The sequence below is a fragment of the Pseudomonas sp. H26/SER47-MNA-CIBAN-0231 genome, assembly GCF_040310465.1.
In the GTDB taxonomy this organism is placed as follows: Bacteria; Pseudomonadota; Gammaproteobacteria; order Pseudomonadales; family Pseudomonadaceae; genus Aquipseudomonas; species Aquipseudomonas atacamensis.
In genome coordinates this window covers 88068-105271 of the sequence record NZ_JBEOPW010000019.1, presented here as the reverse complement: position 1 = coordinate 105271, position 17204 = coordinate 88068, and the positions used below count along the sequence as shown (strand labels likewise).

Here is a 17204-nt window from a genome sequence, read left to right as displayed (position 1 = left end):
TCGTTCTACCTCAGCTTCAGGGTGGCAAGGCCGACCAGGACGAGAATCACGGTGATGATCCAGAAACGGACGATCACGCGCGGCTCCGGCCAGCCCTTGAGTTCAAAGTGGTGGTGAATCGGCGCCATGCGGAACACGCGGCGACCGGTCAGCTTAAAGGAGGCAACCTGAATGACCACTGACAGGGTTTCCATCACGAAGACGCCGCCCATGATGAACAGGACGATTTCCTGACGGACGATCACGGCAATGGTGCCCAGTGCCGCGCCGAGTGCCAGGGCACCGACGTCGCCCATGAACACTTGCGCTGGATAAGTGTTGAACCAGAGGAAACCGAGGCCGGCACCGATCAGCGCGCCGCAGAACACAATCAGCTCGCCCGCACCCGGTACGTAAGGAATCAGCAGATACTCGGCGAATTTCACGTTACCCGACAGGTAGCAGAAAATCCCCAGGCCGCCGCCGACCATTACGGTTGGCATGATCGCCAGACCGTCGAGGCCGTCAGTCAGGTTGACCGCGTTGCTCGAGCCGACAATCACGAAGTAGGTCAGCACGATGAAACCGGCGCCCAGCGGAATGCTGTAGTCCTTGAGCATCGGCAGGATCAGCGTGGTTTCCACCGGCGTCGCGGCAGTCATATAAAGGAAGATCGCAGCGCCTAGGCCGAACACCGACTGCCAGAAGTATTTCCAGCGGCTCGGCAGGCCACGGGAGTTCTTCTCGATGACTTTGCGGTAATCGTCGACCCAGCCGATGGCGCCGAACAGCAGGGTCACCAGCAGCACCACCCAAACGTAGCGGTTGCTCAGGTCAGCCCAGAGCAGAGTGCTGACGCCGATCGAAGACAGAATCAGCGCGCCACCCATGGTCGGCGTACCGGATTTGGACAGGTGCGATTGCGGGCCGTCGTTACGTACCGACTGGCCGATCTGACGGTTCTGCAGAGTACGGATCATCCACGGGCCATAGCACAGCGACAAGACCAGCGCGGTCAGCACACCGAGAATCCCGCGCAGGGTCAGGTACTGGAAGACCGCGAAGCCTTTGTAGAACTGTTGCAGATACTCCGCTAGCAGCAGCAGCATTAATGTTTCTCCAGACTGGACCCGCACAGAGCCGCAACGATGTTTTCCATCGCTGCGCTGCGCGAACCCTTGATCAAAATGGTGGTGTTTGTGTCCTGCTCGGCGGCGAGGGCCTGGATCAGCTCGGCCTGGGTGCCGAAGTGCTGCGCCTGCTCACCGAAAGCGTTTACCGCGTGGACCATGTTCGGCCCGACCGCGTAAAGCGCGGAAACCTTGCCTCGGGCGTACTCGCCCACGTCGCGGTGCCCCTGCTCCGCCCAGTCGCCCAACTCGCCGATATCTCCGAGCACCAGGACGGTGCGGCCGGAAAAGCCGGCGAGTATATCAACGGCCGCGCACATCGAGGTGGGGTTTGCGTTGTAGGTGTCATCGATGACGCGCATGCCGTTTTTCGCCAGTTGCGCGACGGTGCGCCCTTTGACCGGTTGCACCGCGCCGAGGCCGGTGGCGATGCCGAACAGCGATACGCCCAAGGCGTGGGCAGCAGCGGCGGCAGCCAGGGCATTGGCGACGTTATGGGTACCGAGCAGATTCAGTTGCACGCGCTCACTGCCTTCAGGGGTGTGCAGATTGAACGCCGGGCAACCGCGGGCATCGGTGGCCAGATCGCTGGCGTGGAAATTCGCCTCGCTGTTGCTCAGGGCGAAGGTCAGCACCTGACGACCGGCAGCGCGGGTCTTCCAGATACCGAAAGCCTTGTCATCGAGGTTGAGCACGGCGATGCCATCGGCGGCCAGGCCTTCGATGATTTCGCCTTTGGCTTCGACGATTTTTTCCGGACCGCCGAACTCACCGACGTGAGCGGTGCCGGCGTTGTTCAGGATCGCCACGTGCGGCTTGGTCAGGCCGACGGTGTAGGCGATTTCACCGAGACGCGAAGCGCCCAGTTCGATCACGGCGGAGGTGTGCTCCGGCGCCAGTTCGATCAGGGTCAGCGGGACGCCGAGGTCGTTGTTCAGGTTGCCACGGGTCGCCAGCACCGGACCGCGCGTGCGCAGGATGCTCGCGAGCATTTCCTTGACCGTGGTCTTGCCACTGGAACCGGTCACCGCCGCCACTGGCTGGGTGAACGCAGCACGGTTCAACGCGCCGAGTTGGCCGAGGGCCTGACGGGTGTCCTTGACCAGCAATTGCGGCAACGCGCTGTCGGCGACTTCGCGCTCGACCAGTGCCGCTACGGCGCCTTTGCCGGCGACGTCGTTCAGGTAGTCATGACCGTCGAAACGCGGGCCGGTCAGGGCGATGAACAACTGGCCGGGCTGAATGGCGCGGCTGTCGATGCTGACGCCGTCGAAACTCGCGTCAGCGCCGATCAAACGGGCTTCGAGGGCGTTGGTCAGTTCACTGAGTGTCAGGGCCTTAAGCATGGGCCACCTCCCACGCGGTCAGGGCATGATCGGCCTCGACCAGATCGGAAAACGCATGGCGCACGCCGTTGATTTCCTGATAGTCCTCGTGACCTTTGCCGGCCAGCACAATCACGTCGTCAGCGGTTGCGCCGGCGATTAATTGCGCAATGGCCTGGCCGCGACCGGCGACGAAAGTGACTTTATCCACAGCGGTGAAACCGGCGCGGATGTCGTCGAAGATCACAGCAGGGTCTTCGGTGCGCGGGTTGTCGTCGGTGACCAGCACCTGGTCGGCAAGACGTTCGACCACTTCGGCCATCAACGGACGTTTGCCGCGATCACGATCACCGCCGCAGCCGAACAGGCACAGGAGTTGGCCTTTGACGTGCGGGCGCAGCGCAGTGAGAACCTTTTCCAGCGCATCGGGCGTATGGGCGTAATCGACCACCACCAGCGGCTGCGTACCACCACCCAGACGCTGCATGCGCCCGGCCGGGCCTTCGAGCTTCGGCAGCACTTTGAGAATTTCGTCGAGGGCGTAATCCAGACCGAGCAAGGCGCCGACTGCGGCCAGCACGTTACTCAGGTTGAAACGACCAAGCAGCGTACTGCGCAGGTGATGCTCGCCCTGCGGCGTGACCAGCGTGGCGCGTACACCATGGTCGTCGAACTGCGCTTCGCGGCAGAACAGGTAGGCACTGCTGTCGAGCAGGCTGTAGGTGATCAAACGCGACTCGCGTTTTTCCGCCGCCAGTTGCCGGCCGAAATCGTCGTCGAGGTTGACCACGCGGCACTTCAGGTCATTCCAGGCGAACAGCCGGGCCTTGGCCTCGGCGTACGCCTGCATGGTGCCGTGATAATCCAGATGATCGCGGGACAGGTTGGTCATCACCGCCACGTCGAACGCCAGCGCGGTGACCCGGCCCTGATCCAGACCGTGGGACGACACTTCCATGGCCACGGCTTTCGCGCCGGCCTTTTTCAGGTCACCCAGGGTTGCTTGCACGGCAATCGGATTCGGCGTGGTGTGCAGGCCGCTTTCCAGCGCGCCGTAGAAACCGGAACCCAGCGTACCGACGATGCCGCAATGCTGGCCGAGCAGATCCAGCGCCTGCGCGACCAATTGGGTCACGCTGGTCTTGCCATTGGTGCCAGTGACGCCGATCAGGTTCAGATGGTGACTCGGCTCACCGTAAAAACGCCCGGCGATGTCCGACAGCTGCGCCGCCAGACCTTTGACCGGAATCAGCGGCACGTCAGTGATCGGCAGCACGGTGGCGCCTTCGACTTCATAAGCCACGGCAGCCGCGCCGCGTTGCAAGGCATCGGCGATGTGCGCACGGCCATCGAAGCGGCCACCGGGCACGGCGAGAAACAGATCGCCGGCGCGCACGTTGCGGCTGTCCAGCGCCAGTTCACGGATCAACAGATCGTGGCCGGCGTGGGGGAATATCTTGTTCAGACTTAATGACATCAGCCGCGCCCTCCATTGGCTTTCAGCGGAACGACCGGGGTGGCGTTGGCCTGTTGCGTAGTCGGCAGGTTGTCCGGGGTCACGTTCATCAGGCGCAGGGTGCCGGACATCACACGGCTGAACACTGGCGCCGACACCAGACCACCGAAGTAACCGGCCTTGGTCGGCTCATCAATCACCACAACAATGGCGTAACGCGGATCGCTCATCGGGCCGAAGCCGGCGAACAGCGAACGGTAGGAGTTTTCCGCGTAGCCTTTGGTGCCGACCGAGGTCTTGCGCGCGGTACCCGACTTGCCGCCGACGTGATAAGCCGGCACCTGCGCACGGAACACGCCGCGCGGCGCTTCGATTACCTGCTGCAACATGCCCTGCATGGTTTTCGCCACGGCTTCCGGCAGCACTTGGGTAGTCTGCGGCATCTTGTCGGTTTTGATCAGGGTCAGCGGCGCGAGACGACCGTTGTTGGCCAGTGCCGAGAAGGCATGCACCAGTTGGATCGCAGTCACGGAAATACCGTAGCCGTAAGACAAGGTTGCAGTTTCAGCCTTGCGCCATTCGCGGTAGTTGGGCAGATTGCCGACACGTTCGCCGGGGAAGCCCAGGCCGGTGTCCTGGCCGAGGCCGACTTTCTGCGCCAGACGGAAAATGGTTTCGCCGCCGATATCGAAGGCGACTTTACTCATGCCGACGTTACTGGAATTGATCAGGATGCCGGTCAGATCGAGCACCGGCCCTTCGGTCTTCGACACGTCTTTGATGGTGTATTTGCCGATCTGCAACGAGCCCGGATACACCTCGACGGTGTCGCTCGGTTTCCAGCGGCCGGTTTCGATTGCCGCGCTCATGGAAATGGCTTTCATGGTCGAACCCGGCTCGAACACGTCGATCATGGCGCGGTTGCGCATCATCGCCGGTTGCAGGTTGCGACGGTTGTTCGGGTTGTAGGTCGGCTGGTTGACCATGGCCAGGATCTCGCCGGTCTTTACGTCCATGATCACCAGACTGCCGGCCTTAGCGCCGTTTTCGATGATCGCGTTGCGCAGCTCGCGGTTGGCCAGGTATTGCAGACGCAGGTCAATCGACAACGCCAAGGGCTTGCCGGCCTTGGCGTTCTTGGTGACTTGAACATCCTTGATCAACCGGCCACGGCGATCCTTGATGACTTGTCGTTTGCCCGGCACCCCGGCCAGCCATTCGTCATAGGCCAGCTCGACGCCTTCGCGACCGTGATCGTCGATGTCGGTAAAGCCGACCATGTGCGCGGTGACTTCACCGGCCGGGTAGAAGCGGCGGAATTCTTCGATGCCGTAGACGCCCGGCACTTTCAGATCGAGCACAGCCTGACCCTGCTCGGGGGTCAGCCCGCGCACCAGATAAATGAATTCTTTGTTGGCCTGGGCTTCGAGGCGTTCGCTCAGGGCTTTCGGGTTCTGGCCCAGCGCGGCGGCGAGTGCCGGCCACTTCTCTTTGGCCGACTGCATTTCCTTGGCGTTGGCCCACAGCGTGGTCACCGGCGTACTGACCGCCAGAGGCTCGCCGTTACGGTCGGTGATCAGGCCACGGTGCGCCGGAATCGGAATGTGCCGCAGGCTGCGCGCGTCGCCCTGGCCTTTGAGGAAGTCACGGTCGACCACTTGCAGGTCGATGATGCGCCAGCAGATCGCCGCGACCATCAGACCGAGCAGCGCCACCATCAGGCGGAAGCGCCATGGGAACAGTGCGCCTTCGAGTTTCATCATGGCGCCACCATCTTCACGTCAGCCGCGCCAGGGATGTGCATTTTCAGTTGTTCAGTGGCCAGCACTTCGATGCGGCTGTGCGCGGTCCAGGTGCTCTGCTCGAGAATCAGCCGCCCCCACTCGGCCTGCGCCTTGTCGCGCACGCTGAGTTCGTTATAAAGGGTGTTGAGCAACTGCCGGTTCCAGTGCGCGCTGTACGACACGGCAATGGCCGAAAACAGCACGCCGATAAACAGCAGCAGCATCAGAAAGCTGCCGCCGGGCAGTGGTTTGGCGAAAAGCTTGCTCACCGCAACTTCTCCGCGACACGCATGACGGCGCTACGGGAACGTGGGTTGGCTTTGAGTTCGGCGTCGGAGGCCGTCTGCGCTTTGCCGTGGATTTTGATTTTCGGTTCGAAGGCGACGTGGCGAACCGGGAGGTTGCGCGGCAGATTGTCGGCCTCGCCTTTCACCAGCTTGCGCATGAACAGTTTGACGATGCGGTCTTCCAGCGAGTGGAAGCTGATGACCACCAGACGGCCGCCAACTTCCAGCGCTTGAAGCGCGGCGTCGAGACCGGCTTCCAGATCGCCGAGTTCGTTATTGACGTGAATGCGCAAACCCTGGAACGCGCGGGTGGCCGGGTTCTTGCCCTTTTCCCACGCCGGGTTGGCGACTTTCAGCACTTCGGCCAGATCGGCGGTGCGCTCGAACGGCTTGATGTCACGGCGCTCGGCAACGGCACGGGCCATACGCCCGGAGAAACGTTCTTCGCCGTATTCCTTGAACACCCGGGCGATTTCTTCCACCGGCGCGGTGTTGACGAATTCGGCAGCGCTGATGCCACGGGACGGGTCCATGCGCATGTCCAGCGGCCCGTCATTGAGGAAACTGAAGCCGCGCTCGGCGTCATCGAGCTGCGGCGAAGACACACCGAGGTCGAGCAGAATGCCGCTGACCTTGCCGGTCAGGCCTTGCTCGGCAACCACCGAACCGAGCTCGGCAAAGCTGCGCTGCACAACGACAAAGCGGCCGTCTTCGGCCGCTAGCGTTTGCCCGGTGGCAATCGCTTGAGGATCCTTGTCGAATCCGATGAGTCGACCGTCCGGCCCGAGCTGGCTGAGGATCAACCGACTGTGCCCGCCGCGCCCGAACGTGCCGTCCAGATAGCAGCCATCAGGACGTACGGCGAGAGCCTCGACGGCTTCGTCAAGCAGTACGGTGATGTGGTTAAAGCCGCTATCAATAGTCACAGGATCAAATCACGCAGTTCATCAGGCATCGCGCCCGGTTGTTGAATAGCAGCAAGGTCAGCGGCAGATACCGCATTCCATGCATCCTCGTCCCACAATTGGAACTTGTTCAGTTGGCCGACCAGCATCGCGCGCTTATCGAGCTTGGCGTACTCGCGCAGACGCGGCGGAACCAGGAAACGACCACTGCCATCGAGTTCGAGGTCGACGGCATTACCAATCAATAAACGTTGCAGGCGACGGTTCTCTTCGCGAAGCGAAGGGAGTGCGCGCAACTTGGTTTCAATAATTTCCCACTCATCGAGCGGATAGACACACAGGCATGGATCAACGGCATCAATGGTCACGATCAATTGGCCGGAACTGCGCGAATCGAGCTCGTCACGGTACCGGCTCGGCATGGCGAGACGGCCCTTTGCATCGAGACTGATAGCGTTAGCTCCGCGAAACACGTCAGCGTTTCTCCAATTTTTATCGTTTTGAGCTCAAAAAACCCACTTCATGCCACTTTCCGCCACTTGCGCACACTATAGGAATGCGCCCACCACACCGTCAAGGCGCGGATTAAAGGAAAAGCCTTACAGAACGGAGATTTAGCGACGTAAAAGGAGGCTCAACGAGAATCTGACGTGAAGTTTCGACCAATAACTTGATGCAGCACTGAAAGCTGCGCTCGAAAGTTAAAGTAGTTTGTTAAGAGTAAGATTTTTTCGGTATTACAAAGGCGCTTCGGCTGTTGATTGAAGCAGGGTGGGAAAAGGCTATTACCGCGTTTGCCGCTGCCGGAGTTTCAGACCAGGCCGGCTGATATTACACAGCCGCGTCTTTTTTGTTTCAAGCAGGGAAAGAAAAAGGTGGAGAGTCGATCTGTAAGCCGGGTTCTGTCTTGAACAGTCATTCGTCTACGATGGCCATCACTGGACATCTTTAGCAACCTACCCGGTCCCAGCGCGGGCCACGCCTTGGGACCCTATTTGGTCTTGCTCCAAGTGGGGTTTACCTAGCCACGAACTGTTGCCAGACGTGCGGTGCGCTCTTACCGCACCTTTTCACCCTTACCGGCGCTTGCGCGCTTAGGCGGTTATTTTCTGTGGCACTTTCCGTAGGCTCACGCCTCCCAGGCATTACCTGGCACTTCGCCCTATGGAGCCCGGACTTTCCTCCCCCCCCTAATTTTCATAGAGGGCAGCGACTGTCCGATCGACTCTCCGCCGCGAAGGTTAACGGCAGAGCGCCGGAAGAACAAGCGCTAAAACCCTCAGGAACGCCATGGGCGACGGCTTACACGCCTTTCTGTTTATCCAGCGCCACCTGATACAACACGTTTTTGCGCTCGCCAGTGATTTGCGCTGCCAGTGCGGCGGCGCGCTTGAGCGGCATTTCCTCCAGAAGCAGATCGAGGATGCGCATGGCTTCGCTGCTGACCGCGTCCTCCGACTCCGGCGCCGTCCAGCCGGCCACCAGAACCACGCACTCGCCGCGCTGCTGATTGCTGTCGGACTCGACGAACGCACGCAGTTCGCTGAGCGGCAGGCCTTTGAGGGTTTCGAAGGTTTTGGTGATTTCCCGCGCCAGCAGAGCCTGACGCTCGCCGCCAAACACCGCTTCCATATCCTGCAGGCATCCGAGAATGCGATGCGGCGCTTCATAGAAAATCAATGTGCGCGGCTCTTCTTTAACCGCTTCCAGACGCGCTTTGCGTCCGACCGACTTGGCCGGCAGAAAACCTTCGAAGATAAAACGGTCGGACGGCAATCCCGCCGCCGACAGCGCCGCGATCAACGCGCAGGCACCCGGCACCGGCACCACGTTGATGCCGGCCGCACGGGCCTGACGCACCAGGTGATAACCCGGATCGGAAATCAGCGGCGTACCGGCATCGGAGATCAGCGCGACGTTGTCGCCTGCCAACAACCGGGTAATAAAGCGGCTACCCTCATCCCGTTCGTTGTGTTCGTGACATGCGGCCAAGGGCGTGCCTATGCCGAAGTGCTGCATCAGGCGCGCCGAATGCCGGGTATCTTCCGCTGCAATCAGGGCCACTTCACGGAGGATTTTCAAGGCCCGGGCGCTGATGTCGTCCAGGTTGCCGATGGGCGTCGCCACCACATAAAGCGAGCCAGCAGCGGAATTCAAAGGACCTGGAGCAGTCAAAGCGCACACCTCGTGATCGGTAAAAGCGGCCATTGTAGCGCGTCATGAGGCTTGCGATGCGCTCCGGCCGAGTGTGGTTTTTCGCCCGGTTGTGCGCTGCCGCAACATTTACTCCAGCTAAATTGACCGATTCACGCCAGTAACATCGCGCCCCGGCCAGTGCTTGGGTACAATTCCACGCTAATTTGATCGAGTATCAGGAACACTTACATGATCGCTTGCCTGCGGCTGTTCACTGCCCTCTGCCTCGCTGCCTTGTTGGCCGCGTGTGCCAGCTCCCCTTCCTCCAGCCTTGGCGAACTTCCACGGACTCCGGACGCCAGCATCGAGCAACTGCTCGAACAGGCTGCGCAGGCTAAAACCCCGGAACAAGCCGCCCTGCTGCGCCTGAGCGCGGCGGACCAGGCTTACCGCCAAGGCAATGCCGGCCAGTCCGCGCAAATCCTGCAACAAGTGCCGGTGGAGCAACTCAAGCCAGGCCAGCAGATTTTCGCCAATACGCTGTCCGCCGAACTGGCCATGACGCGCAATCAGCCGAAAGCTGCGCTGACCGCCCTGAGCCATCCGAGCTTCCAGAAGCTCGGGGAAATGCCGGAAGAGCAGCAAGTGCGCACTGGCACTGTTCACGCCCGCGCCCTTGAAGCCGACGGCCAGACACTGGCCGCTGCCCGCGAACGTGTGTTCATCGCACCGATGCTGGAAGGCGAAGCGGCGAGCAAGAATCACGAAGCGATCTGGACCCTGATCGCTTCGCTGCCAACCGATCAATTGCAACCGAACAACACCGACGATCTCGGCGGTTGGATGGCACTGGCGCAAGCGGTGAAAACCGCAGGCACGCTGGAACAGCAACAAGCCGCGATCGACAACTGGCGTGCGCAGAATCCAAAGCACCCGGCGGCGATCAACCTGCCGCTGCCGCTGACCAAGCTCAAGGAACTGGCCAGCCAGCCACTGAGCAAAATCGCCCTGCTGCTGCCACAGGACGGCCAGTTGGCGTCGGTCGGCAAAGCGCTGCGTGAAGGCTTCATGGCCGCGCATTATCAGGCGCAACAGGCCGGCCAGAACCCACCTGCCATCGAGTTCTACGACAGCTCGAAGCTGACCTCGATGGACGAGTTCTATCGCAAGGCCCAAGCTGACGGCGTGCAACTGGTAGTCGGCCCGCTGGAAAAACCACTGGTCAAGCAACTGAGCACTCGCCCGCAACTGCCAATCACCACCCTGGCGCTGAACTACAGCGAAGGCGAGCAAGGCCCGGCGCAACTGTTCCAGTTCGGTCTGGCGGCTGAAGACGAAGCTCGCGAAGTTTCCCGTCGCGCTCGTGCCGACGGCCTGCATCGCGCCGCGATCATGGTGCCGAAGGGCGAATGGGGCGATCGCGTCCTGCGTGCCTTCAGCCAGGACTGGCAAGCCAATGGCGGCAGTATCGTTGCCACCGAGCGTGTCGATCAGCCGGTGCAACTGGCCCAGCAGATCGCCGACATGTTCCAGCTGCGTCAGAGCGAAGCCCGCGCCAAGAGCCTGCAGAATGTTGCCGGCACCAATGTCGCCGCCCAGCCTTCGCGTCGCCAGGACATCGAATTCATCTTCTTGGCCGCGACGCCGCAACAGGCCCAGCAGATCAAGCCGACCCTGAACTTCCAGTACGCCGGTGACGTGCCGGTCTACGCGACCTCCCATGTGTACAGCGCCAGCGGCGACGTCAACCAGTACAACGACATGAACGGCATTCGCTTCTGCGAAACCCCATGGTTGCTGGAAACCAGCGATCCGCTGCGCCAGCAAGTGGCTGCGCAATGGCCGCAAGCCAATGGCAGCCTCGGTCGCCTGTACGCCATGGGCGCCGACGCCTATCGCCTGGCCCCGCGCCTGGGCCAACTCAAGGCCCTGCCGGACAGCCGCATCGAAGGTCAATCGGGCAGCCTCGGCATGACACAGACCCAGCGCGTAGTGCGCCAGTTGCCATGGGCACAGTTCGTCAGTGGTCAGGTGCAGCGCCTGCCGGACACACCGCGCTAATGCCCGACAGGTCACGCTCGCAAAGCGGCAAGGATGCCGAGCGCCAGGCGCTCGAACATCTGCAACAACAAGGTCTGCGCCTGTTGGCGCAGAACTGGTTATGCAAACGCGGCGAGCTTGATCTGGTCATGCTTGATGGCGATACAGTAGTATTCGTTGAAGTTCGCTACAGAAAAAACACTCAATGGGGTGGCGCGCTCGCCAGTATCGACGAGCGCAAGCAGCAGAAACTGATCTTTGCAGCACAGTATTTTCTTCAGCGCGAGTCGCGTTGGGCCAATTCCCCCTGCCGCTTCGATGTGGTGGCGATCGACAGCCACCCGAATCAGCTGAACTGGTTGCAGAATGCTTTCGACAGTTGATCGCCTGCACCCTGCCCTGTTTTCGTCCGACACATTTTGCTCTTTGCTTTGCCGGCTGCACATTCACGTGCCGAACAGCCGCGCCACTTAAGGTCACACAGATGGACATGCAATCCCGAATTCGCCAGCTTTTCCAGGCCAGTATCGACACCAAGCAACAGGCGATGGACGTACTTGCACCGCACATCGAGCAAGCCAGCCAGATCATGGTCAATGCCCTGCTCAACGAAGGCAAAATGCTCTCGTGCGGCAACGGTGGCTCGGCCGGCGATGCCCAGCATTTTTCTTCGGAGCTGCTCAACCGCTTCGAGCGCGAGCGTCCGAGTCTGCCGGCGATTGCGCTGACTACCGACACTTCGACGATCACTTCGATCGCCAACGATTACAGCTACAACGAAGTGTTCTCCAAGCAGATCCGCGCGCTCGGCCAGCCGGGCGATGTGTTGCTGGCGATTTCGACCAGCGGCAACTCGGCGAACATTATTCAAGCGATCCAGGCCGCACATGATCGCGAAATGATTGTCGTAGCTTTGACCGGACGCGATGGCGGCGGCATGGCGTCGCTGCTGTTGCCCGAGGACGTCGAGATTCGCGTACCGGCCAACGTCACTGCACGTATTCAGGAAGTCCACTTGCTGGCGATCCATTGCCTTTGCGATCTGATCGACAGCCAACTGTTCGGGAGTGAAGAATGACCCCTAATCGCCTTGGCCTTCTGGCCTTGACCCTGTGCCTCGGCATCAGCGGCTGCACCTCGGTGGTGAACGCCAGCCGTGAAGCGCCGATCGAAGACGACCGTGGCACGCGCACCTTCGGCAGCAAGATCGACGACTCGCTGATCGAAACCAAAGCGGGCGTGAACATCGCCAAGGCCGATCCGGCACTGGACAACGACTCGCACATCGTCATCACCAGCTTCAACGGCGTGGTCCTGCTCGCCGGCCAAACGCCACGTGAAGACCTCAAGGCCAAGGCTGAGCAAGCCGCCGCCAACGTCCAGCGCGTGAAGAAGGTGCACAACGAACTGCAAGTGCTGCAACCGTCCTCCCTGCTCGCGCGCCAGAACGACGCGTGGCTGACCACCAAGATCAAGACCCAGATGCTCACCGACGCCAGCATTCCTGGCTCGCGCATCAAGGTCGTGACCGAGAACGGCATCGTCTACCTGCTGGGCCTGCTGACCAAACAGGAAGCCACTCAGGCAACCAATCTGGTTCAGGGTGTGTCTGGTGTGCAGAAGATTGTGAAGCTGTTCGAATACATCGACTGACCGTAAAAGGCAGACACAAAAAAGGCGATCCATCCGGATCGCCTTTTTTTATTTCACAACCTTCAAGCTTGGCCGGCCACTCGGGCGTGGCGGCTCGCTGCCCGGTGGCGGCGAGTCGTCATCCGGCCCGATGTCTTCCTCGTCGTCCATCGGCAACTCGAGGTCAAACACCATGCCCTGGCCGTTCTCCCGCGCATAAATGCCCAGGATCGCGCTGATCGGCACGTAGAGACTGTGCGGAACACCGCCGAAGCGGCCTTCGAACGTCACCACGTCGTTATCCATGTGCAGATGACGCACGGCACTCGGTGAGATGTTCAGGACGATCTGGCCGTCACTGGCAAAACCCTGTGGCACCTGCACCGCCGGGTACTCGGAGTTGACCAGCATGTGCGGGGTGCAATCGTTATCCACAATCCACTCGTAGAGCGCGCGGACCAGATAAGGTCGACTGGAGTTCATAGCGGCTCCTTAAGCCTTAGCGCATATCGCGTTCGACACCAGACAGACTCGCCTGGAAAGCCTCACGCGCAAACTGGCGCTCCATATAATCAAGCAGCGGCTTGGCCGGCCGCGGCAGTTCAATACCCAGAATCGGCAAACGCCAGAGTATGGGTAATAGGCAGCAATCCACCAGACTTTGTTCCTCACTGAGGAAGAACGGTTTGTCGGCAAACAGCGGCGAAACGCCGGTCAGGCTTTCGCGCAGTTCCTTGCGCGCCACGACCCGTGCAGCCTCTTTGCTCTTGGGATCCAGAATCAGATCCACCAGCCCGCACCAGTCACGCTGAATCCTGTGGATCAGCAGACGGCTGTTGGCCCGCGCCACCGGATAAACCGGCATCAGCGGCGGGTGCGGGTAACGCTCATCCAGATACTCCATCACCACGGTCGACTCCCACAACGCCAGGTCACGATCGACCAGCGTCGGCAGACTGCCGTAAGGGTTCACCTCAATCAGTTTAGGCGGCTGGCGGCCCGCTTCCACGTAAATGATTTCGGCGCTGACACCCTTCTCTGCAAGCACGATGCGCACTCGGTGGGAATAGTGGTCGGCGGGGTCGGAGTAACAGGCCAACCGATTGGTCACGCCCATGGCGATCCTCCTCGCTTGTTGAATTTGTCGGAACCGGAAAAACGCGCGCGCCCAGAGGGCACCTCCCGCAGGGTCTGACTGAGCAGATCCTGCTTTAGCGGAGGCGCCCTTGGGCGCGCGCGATTAACAGCAATGCTTGAAGCGTATCAGTGCACGTCTTTCCAGTATTCACGCTTGAGCAGGTAGGCGAACACAAAGAAGAACGCCAGGTACAGCAAGACATAAGTACCGATGCGCTGATGTTGCAGCTTAACCGGGTTAGCCGAGTAAGCCAGGAAGGTTACCAGATTCTTGACCTTCTCATCGAACTGCTCTTCGTTCAGAGCACCGGACTTCGGCACGATGGTCAACTGATCGCACGCTTCATGGGTCAGCGGCGTGCCGGTCAGCGGATCGTATTGCTTCTTGCCGTCCTCGACGATCTGCACCTGTTTGCAGCCGACGACCTGCCGACCTTGCAGGCCGACCAGCACGTTAGGCATGCCGACGTTCGGGAAGACCTTGTTGTTCACGCCCCATGGACGCGCCGGGTCTTCGTAGAACGACTTCAAGTAACCGTAGAGCCAGTCGGTGCCGCGTACCCGTGCCACCAGCGTCAGGTCCGGCGGCGCCGCGCCGAACCAGGTCTTGGCGTCGGCCGGCTGCATGCCGATGTTCATGTGGTCGCCAATCTTGGCACCGGTGAACACCAGCTTCTCCAGCATCAACTCGTGCGGAATGCCGAGGTCATCGGCGACGCGCTCGTAACGCTGGAACTTGGCACTGTGGCAACCCATGCAATAGTTGGCAAAGGTCCGCGCACCATCCTGCAGGGCGGCTTTGTCGGAGACGTCGATATCGACACTTTCCAGTTCCGGACCATGACCCTCGGCAGCAAAAACCAGGGAAGGCAGCGCAGCAAAAATCAGAGCAAGAAATAACTTTTTCATCAGCCAGTCACCCTTTCCGGAACCGGTTTGGTCTTCTCGAGCCGGGTGTAGAACGGCATCAGAATGAAGTAGGCGAAATACAGGAAGGTGCAGACCTGCGACAGCAACGTGCGCCCCGGCGTCGGCGCCAGAACGCCAAGGATGCCAAGAATCACGAAGGAGATGCAGAACACCACCAGCCAGATTTTGCTCAGCCAGCCCTTGTAGCGCATCGATCTCACCGGACTGCGATCCAGCCAAGGCAGCACGAACAGCACCGCAATCGCCGCACCCATGGCGATAACGCCCAGGAGTTTGTCCGGCACCGCACGCAGGATTGCGTAGAACGGCGTGAAGTACCAGACCGGGGCAATATGCTCAGGCGTCTTGAACGGGTTGGCCGGCTCGAAGTTAGGTTTTTCGAGGAAGTAGCCGCCCATTTCCGGGAAGAAGAACACAATGAAGCAGAAGATGAACAGGAACACCACAACGCCGACAATGTCCTTCACCGTGTAGTACGGGTGGAACGCAATGCCATCCAGAGGGATGCCGTTTTCGTCTTTGTGCTTCTTGATATCGACGCCATCAGGGTTGTTCGAACCGACTTCGTGCAGCGCCAGAATGTGCAAGACCACCAGACCGAGAATCACGATCGGCAGCGCGACAACGTGCAAGGCGAAGAAGCGGTTCAGAGTGATTCCGGAGATCAGGTAGTCACCACGAATCCACTGCGTCAGGTCATCGCCGATCAGCGGAATCGCACCGAACAGCGAGATGATCACCTGGGCACCCCAGTAGGACATCTGGCCCCACGGCAGCAGATAGCCCATGAACGCTTCGGCCATCAGTGCCAGGTAGATCAGCATGCCGAACACCCAGACCAGCTCGCGCGGTTTCTGGTACGAGCCGTAGAGCAGGCCGCGGAACATGTGCAGATAGACGACGATGAAAAACGCCGAAGCGCCGGTCGAGTGCAGCAGACGCAGGATCGAGCCGTACTCGACGTCGCGCATGATGTATTCAACGGAAGCAAAGGCTTCTTCTGCCGACGGCGTGTAACTCATCGTCAGCCAGACACCGGTGACGATCTGGTTGACCAGCACCAGCAGCGCCAGCGAGCCGAAGAAATAGAAGAAGTTGAAGTTTTTTGGTGCGTAATACTTGCTGAGATGGTCTTCCCACATTTTGGTCGCGGGAAAGCGCGCATCAACCCAATCCATGAACTTGCTCATCACGCTTTCTCCGTATCGACGCCAATGACAATCAGGTCATCGGTCTCATAGGAATGCGGGGGAACTGGCAGGTTCAAAGGCGCAGGTTGCGACTTGTAGACGCGGCCAGCCAGATCGTAGTGGGAACCGTGGCACGGGCAGAAATAGCCGCCGACCCAGTCCTTGCCCAGATCCGCAGGTGCCACTTCGGGACGGAAGGTCGGTGAGCAACCCAGGTGCGTACAGATCCCGATCAGCAGGAGAATTTCCGGCTTGATCGAGCGTACTTCAGGGTCGACATAAGTGGGTTGCGTGGAGTTTTTGGAGGTCGGATCGGAGAGCTGACCCTCGATCTTCTTGAGATTCCCCAGGATTTCCTCGGTACGGCGGACAATGAACACCGGCTGGCCGCGCCATTCAGCAATCATCTGCTGGCCTGGCTCGATTTTGCTGACATTCACTTTCACCGGTGCACCGGCAGCTTTCGCCTTGGCACTGGGAAACCATGACCCCACGAACGGGACCGCAGCCCCCACCGCTCCTGCAGCACCCACCACGGATGTGGCTGCCACCAGGAAGCGACGCCGGCCTGCATTCACGCCGTCATTGCTCATTCAGTCCTCTCCCATCAGCTTTTTTGGCCTGTTAAATCAGGCGTCTACTAAATAAATCAAATGTTACTTATAAAAATTTTGCCCGAATGGTAATGAAAACCCCCAATTCTGACAAGGTTAATTCCCCGGGGCTCAGCCCCTTAAGCCTTGGAGTATAGGGGGTCTACGGCTGTGGCAAGTTGTCACAACGCAATTCTTTGATAAATCGCAGGCATAAAAAAACGCCCGCTTCCGTGAGGAGGCGGGCGTTCTTTTTTGAACGTGGAAGCGGAATTAACGCTTCGAGTACTGCGGACGCTTACGCGCTTTACGCAGACCAACTTTCTTACGTTCAACTTCACGGGCGTCGCGGGTAACGAAGCCAGCTTTGCGCAGAGCGCTACGCAGGGTTTCGTCGTAGTCCATCAGAGCGCGAGTGATGCCGTGGCGGATTGCGCCAGCCTGACCACTTACACCACCGCCGATCACGGTGACGTAGATGTCGAACTTCTCGACAGTCTCGGTCAGCTCCAGCGGCTGACGAACTACCATGCGGGCAGTTTCGCGGCCGAAGAAGTTATCCAGCGAACGGTTGTTGATGGAGATGTTACCAGTACCCGGACGCAGGAAAACGCGTGCGGTTGCGGTCTTGCGACGGCCAGTGCCGTAATTTTGAGTCGCCGACATAATGAACTATTCCG

At 60.1% G+C, this 17204-nt stretch carries 18 protein-coding genes and 1 other RNA gene; 4 read left to right on the top strand and 15 right to left on the bottom strand.

All coding sequences use genetic code 11. The features are described from left to right. Window positions 1-5: 5 nt before the first annotated feature. From mraY to rsmI, 9 genes are all read right to left on the bottom strand, one after another. A complete protein-coding gene (gene mraY / locus AAEZ10_RS23255) occupies window positions 6-1088 on the bottom strand; it encodes a phospho-N-acetylmuramoyl-pentapeptide-transferase (protein ID WP_016773275.1) in 1083 nt (360 codons plus the stop codon). Continuing rightward, on the bottom strand, window positions 1088-2455 hold the full coding sequence (locus tag AAEZ10_RS23250) for a UDP-N-acetylmuramoyl-tripeptide--D-alanyl-D-alanine ligase (protein WP_024014246.1): 1368 nt from the start codon (window positions 2453-2455) through the stop codon (window positions 1088-1090). Before AAEZ10_RS23250 ends, mraY begins: the two co-directional genes overlap by 1 nt. Then, the gene (locus tag AAEZ10_RS23245) at window positions 2448-3911 is read right to left on the bottom strand and encodes a UDP-N-acetylmuramoyl-L-alanyl-D-glutamate--2,6-diaminopimelate ligase (RefSeq protein ID WP_016773271.1); all 1464 of its coding nucleotides are present in this window, start codon (window positions 3909-3911) and stop codon (window positions 2448-2450) included. Before AAEZ10_RS23245 ends, AAEZ10_RS23250 begins: the two co-directional genes overlap by 8 nt. Next, a complete protein-coding gene (locus tag AAEZ10_RS23240; protein WP_174823877.1) occupies window positions 3911-5650 on the bottom strand; it encodes a peptidoglycan D,D-transpeptidase FtsI family protein in 1740 nt (579 codons plus the stop codon). The genes AAEZ10_RS23245 and AAEZ10_RS23240 overlap by 1 nt, the downstream gene beginning before the upstream one ends. Then, entirely contained in the window at window positions 5650-5943 is a 294-nt protein-coding gene (gene ftsL / locus AAEZ10_RS23235; protein ID WP_016773269.1) for a cell division protein FtsL, read from the bottom strand. Before ftsL ends, AAEZ10_RS23240 begins: the two co-directional genes overlap by 1 nt. After that, entirely contained in the window at window positions 5940-6887 is a 948-nt protein-coding gene (gene rsmH / locus AAEZ10_RS23230) for a 16S rRNA (cytosine(1402)-N(4))-methyltransferase RsmH (RefSeq protein WP_016773268.1), read from the bottom strand. Before rsmH ends, ftsL begins: the two co-directional genes overlap by 4 nt. Then, window positions 6884-7339: a division/cell wall cluster transcriptional repressor MraZ gene (gene mraZ / locus AAEZ10_RS23225; RefSeq protein WP_007917012.1), complete on the bottom strand. Its 456-nt coding sequence runs from the start codon at window positions 7337-7339 to the stop codon at window positions 6884-6886. The genes rsmH and mraZ overlap by 4 nt, the downstream gene beginning before the upstream one ends. 402 nt (window positions 7340-7741) lie before the next feature. Next, window positions 7742-8095: RNase P RNA component class A (gene rnpB, locus AAEZ10_RS23220), an RNA gene on the bottom strand. A 73-nt stretch (window positions 8096-8168) separates the two neighbouring features. Further along, window positions 8169-9074 (bottom strand): 16S rRNA (cytidine(1402)-2'-O)-methyltransferase, encoded by a 906-nt coding sequence (gene rsmI, locus AAEZ10_RS23215; protein WP_350571160.1) that lies wholly within the window; start codon window positions 9072-9074, stop codon window positions 8169-8171. A gap of 177 nt (window positions 9075-9251) precedes the next feature. Between rsmI and AAEZ10_RS23210 the strand changes: the two genes are divergently transcribed. From AAEZ10_RS23210 to AAEZ10_RS23195, 4 genes are all read left to right on the top strand, one after another. After that, on the top strand, window positions 9252-11063 hold the full coding sequence (locus AAEZ10_RS23210) for a penicillin-binding protein activator (protein ID WP_073473468.1): 1812 nt from the start codon (window positions 9252-9254) through the stop codon (window positions 11061-11063). Continuing rightward, entirely contained in the window at window positions 11063-11425 is a 363-nt protein-coding gene (locus tag AAEZ10_RS23205) for a YraN family protein (RefSeq protein WP_016773265.1), read from the top strand. The genes AAEZ10_RS23210 and AAEZ10_RS23205 overlap by 1 nt, the downstream gene beginning before the upstream one ends. Window positions 11426-11526: 101 nt before the next feature. Further along, window positions 11527-12120, top strand: a complete 594-nt coding sequence (locus AAEZ10_RS23200) for a phosphoheptose isomerase (RefSeq protein ID WP_008082788.1) — start codon at window positions 11527-11529, stop codon at window positions 12118-12120. Further along, window positions 12117-12695: a BON domain-containing protein gene (locus tag AAEZ10_RS23195; protein WP_024014250.1), complete on the top strand. Its 579-nt coding sequence runs from the start codon at window positions 12117-12119 to the stop codon at window positions 12693-12695. The genes AAEZ10_RS23200 and AAEZ10_RS23195 overlap by 4 nt, the downstream gene beginning before the upstream one ends. 48 nt (window positions 12696-12743) lie before the next feature. Here the strand turns inward: AAEZ10_RS23195 and AAEZ10_RS23190 are convergent, their stop codons facing one another. The 6 genes from AAEZ10_RS23190 to rpsI all read right to left on the bottom strand — a co-directional run bounded on the left by AAEZ10_RS23190 (window position 12744) and on the right by rpsI (window position 17190). Then, entirely contained in the window at window positions 12744-13157 is a 414-nt protein-coding gene (locus AAEZ10_RS23190) for a ClpXP protease specificity-enhancing factor (RefSeq protein WP_350571157.1), read from the bottom strand. Window positions 13158-13173: 16 nt separating this feature from the next. Next, on the bottom strand, window positions 13174-13791 hold the full coding sequence (locus tag AAEZ10_RS23185; protein ID WP_007961620.1) for a glutathione S-transferase N-terminal domain-containing protein: 618 nt from the start codon (window positions 13789-13791) through the stop codon (window positions 13174-13176). A 146-nt stretch (window positions 13792-13937) separates the two neighbouring features. Then, window positions 13938-14720: a cytochrome c1 gene (locus AAEZ10_RS23180; RefSeq protein WP_024014251.1), complete on the bottom strand. Its 783-nt coding sequence runs from the start codon at window positions 14718-14720 to the stop codon at window positions 13938-13940. Beyond that, the gene (locus AAEZ10_RS23175) at window positions 14720-15931 is read right to left on the bottom strand and encodes a cytochrome b (protein ID WP_024014252.1); all 1212 of its coding nucleotides are present in this window, start codon (window positions 15929-15931) and stop codon (window positions 14720-14722) included. The genes AAEZ10_RS23180 and AAEZ10_RS23175 overlap by 1 nt, the downstream gene beginning before the upstream one ends. Beyond that, window positions 15931-16524, bottom strand: a complete 594-nt coding sequence (petA, locus tag AAEZ10_RS23170) for a ubiquinol-cytochrome c reductase iron-sulfur subunit (protein ID WP_007917031.1) — start codon at window positions 16522-16524, stop codon at window positions 15931-15933. The genes AAEZ10_RS23175 and petA overlap by 1 nt, the downstream gene beginning before the upstream one ends. Window positions 16525-16797: 273 nt before the next feature. Continuing rightward, window positions 16798-17190 (bottom strand): 30S ribosomal protein S9, encoded by a 393-nt coding sequence (gene rpsI, locus AAEZ10_RS23165; RefSeq protein WP_003228056.1) that lies wholly within the window; start codon window positions 17188-17190, stop codon window positions 16798-16800. Between the last annotated feature and the right edge of the window lie 14 nt (window positions 17191-17204).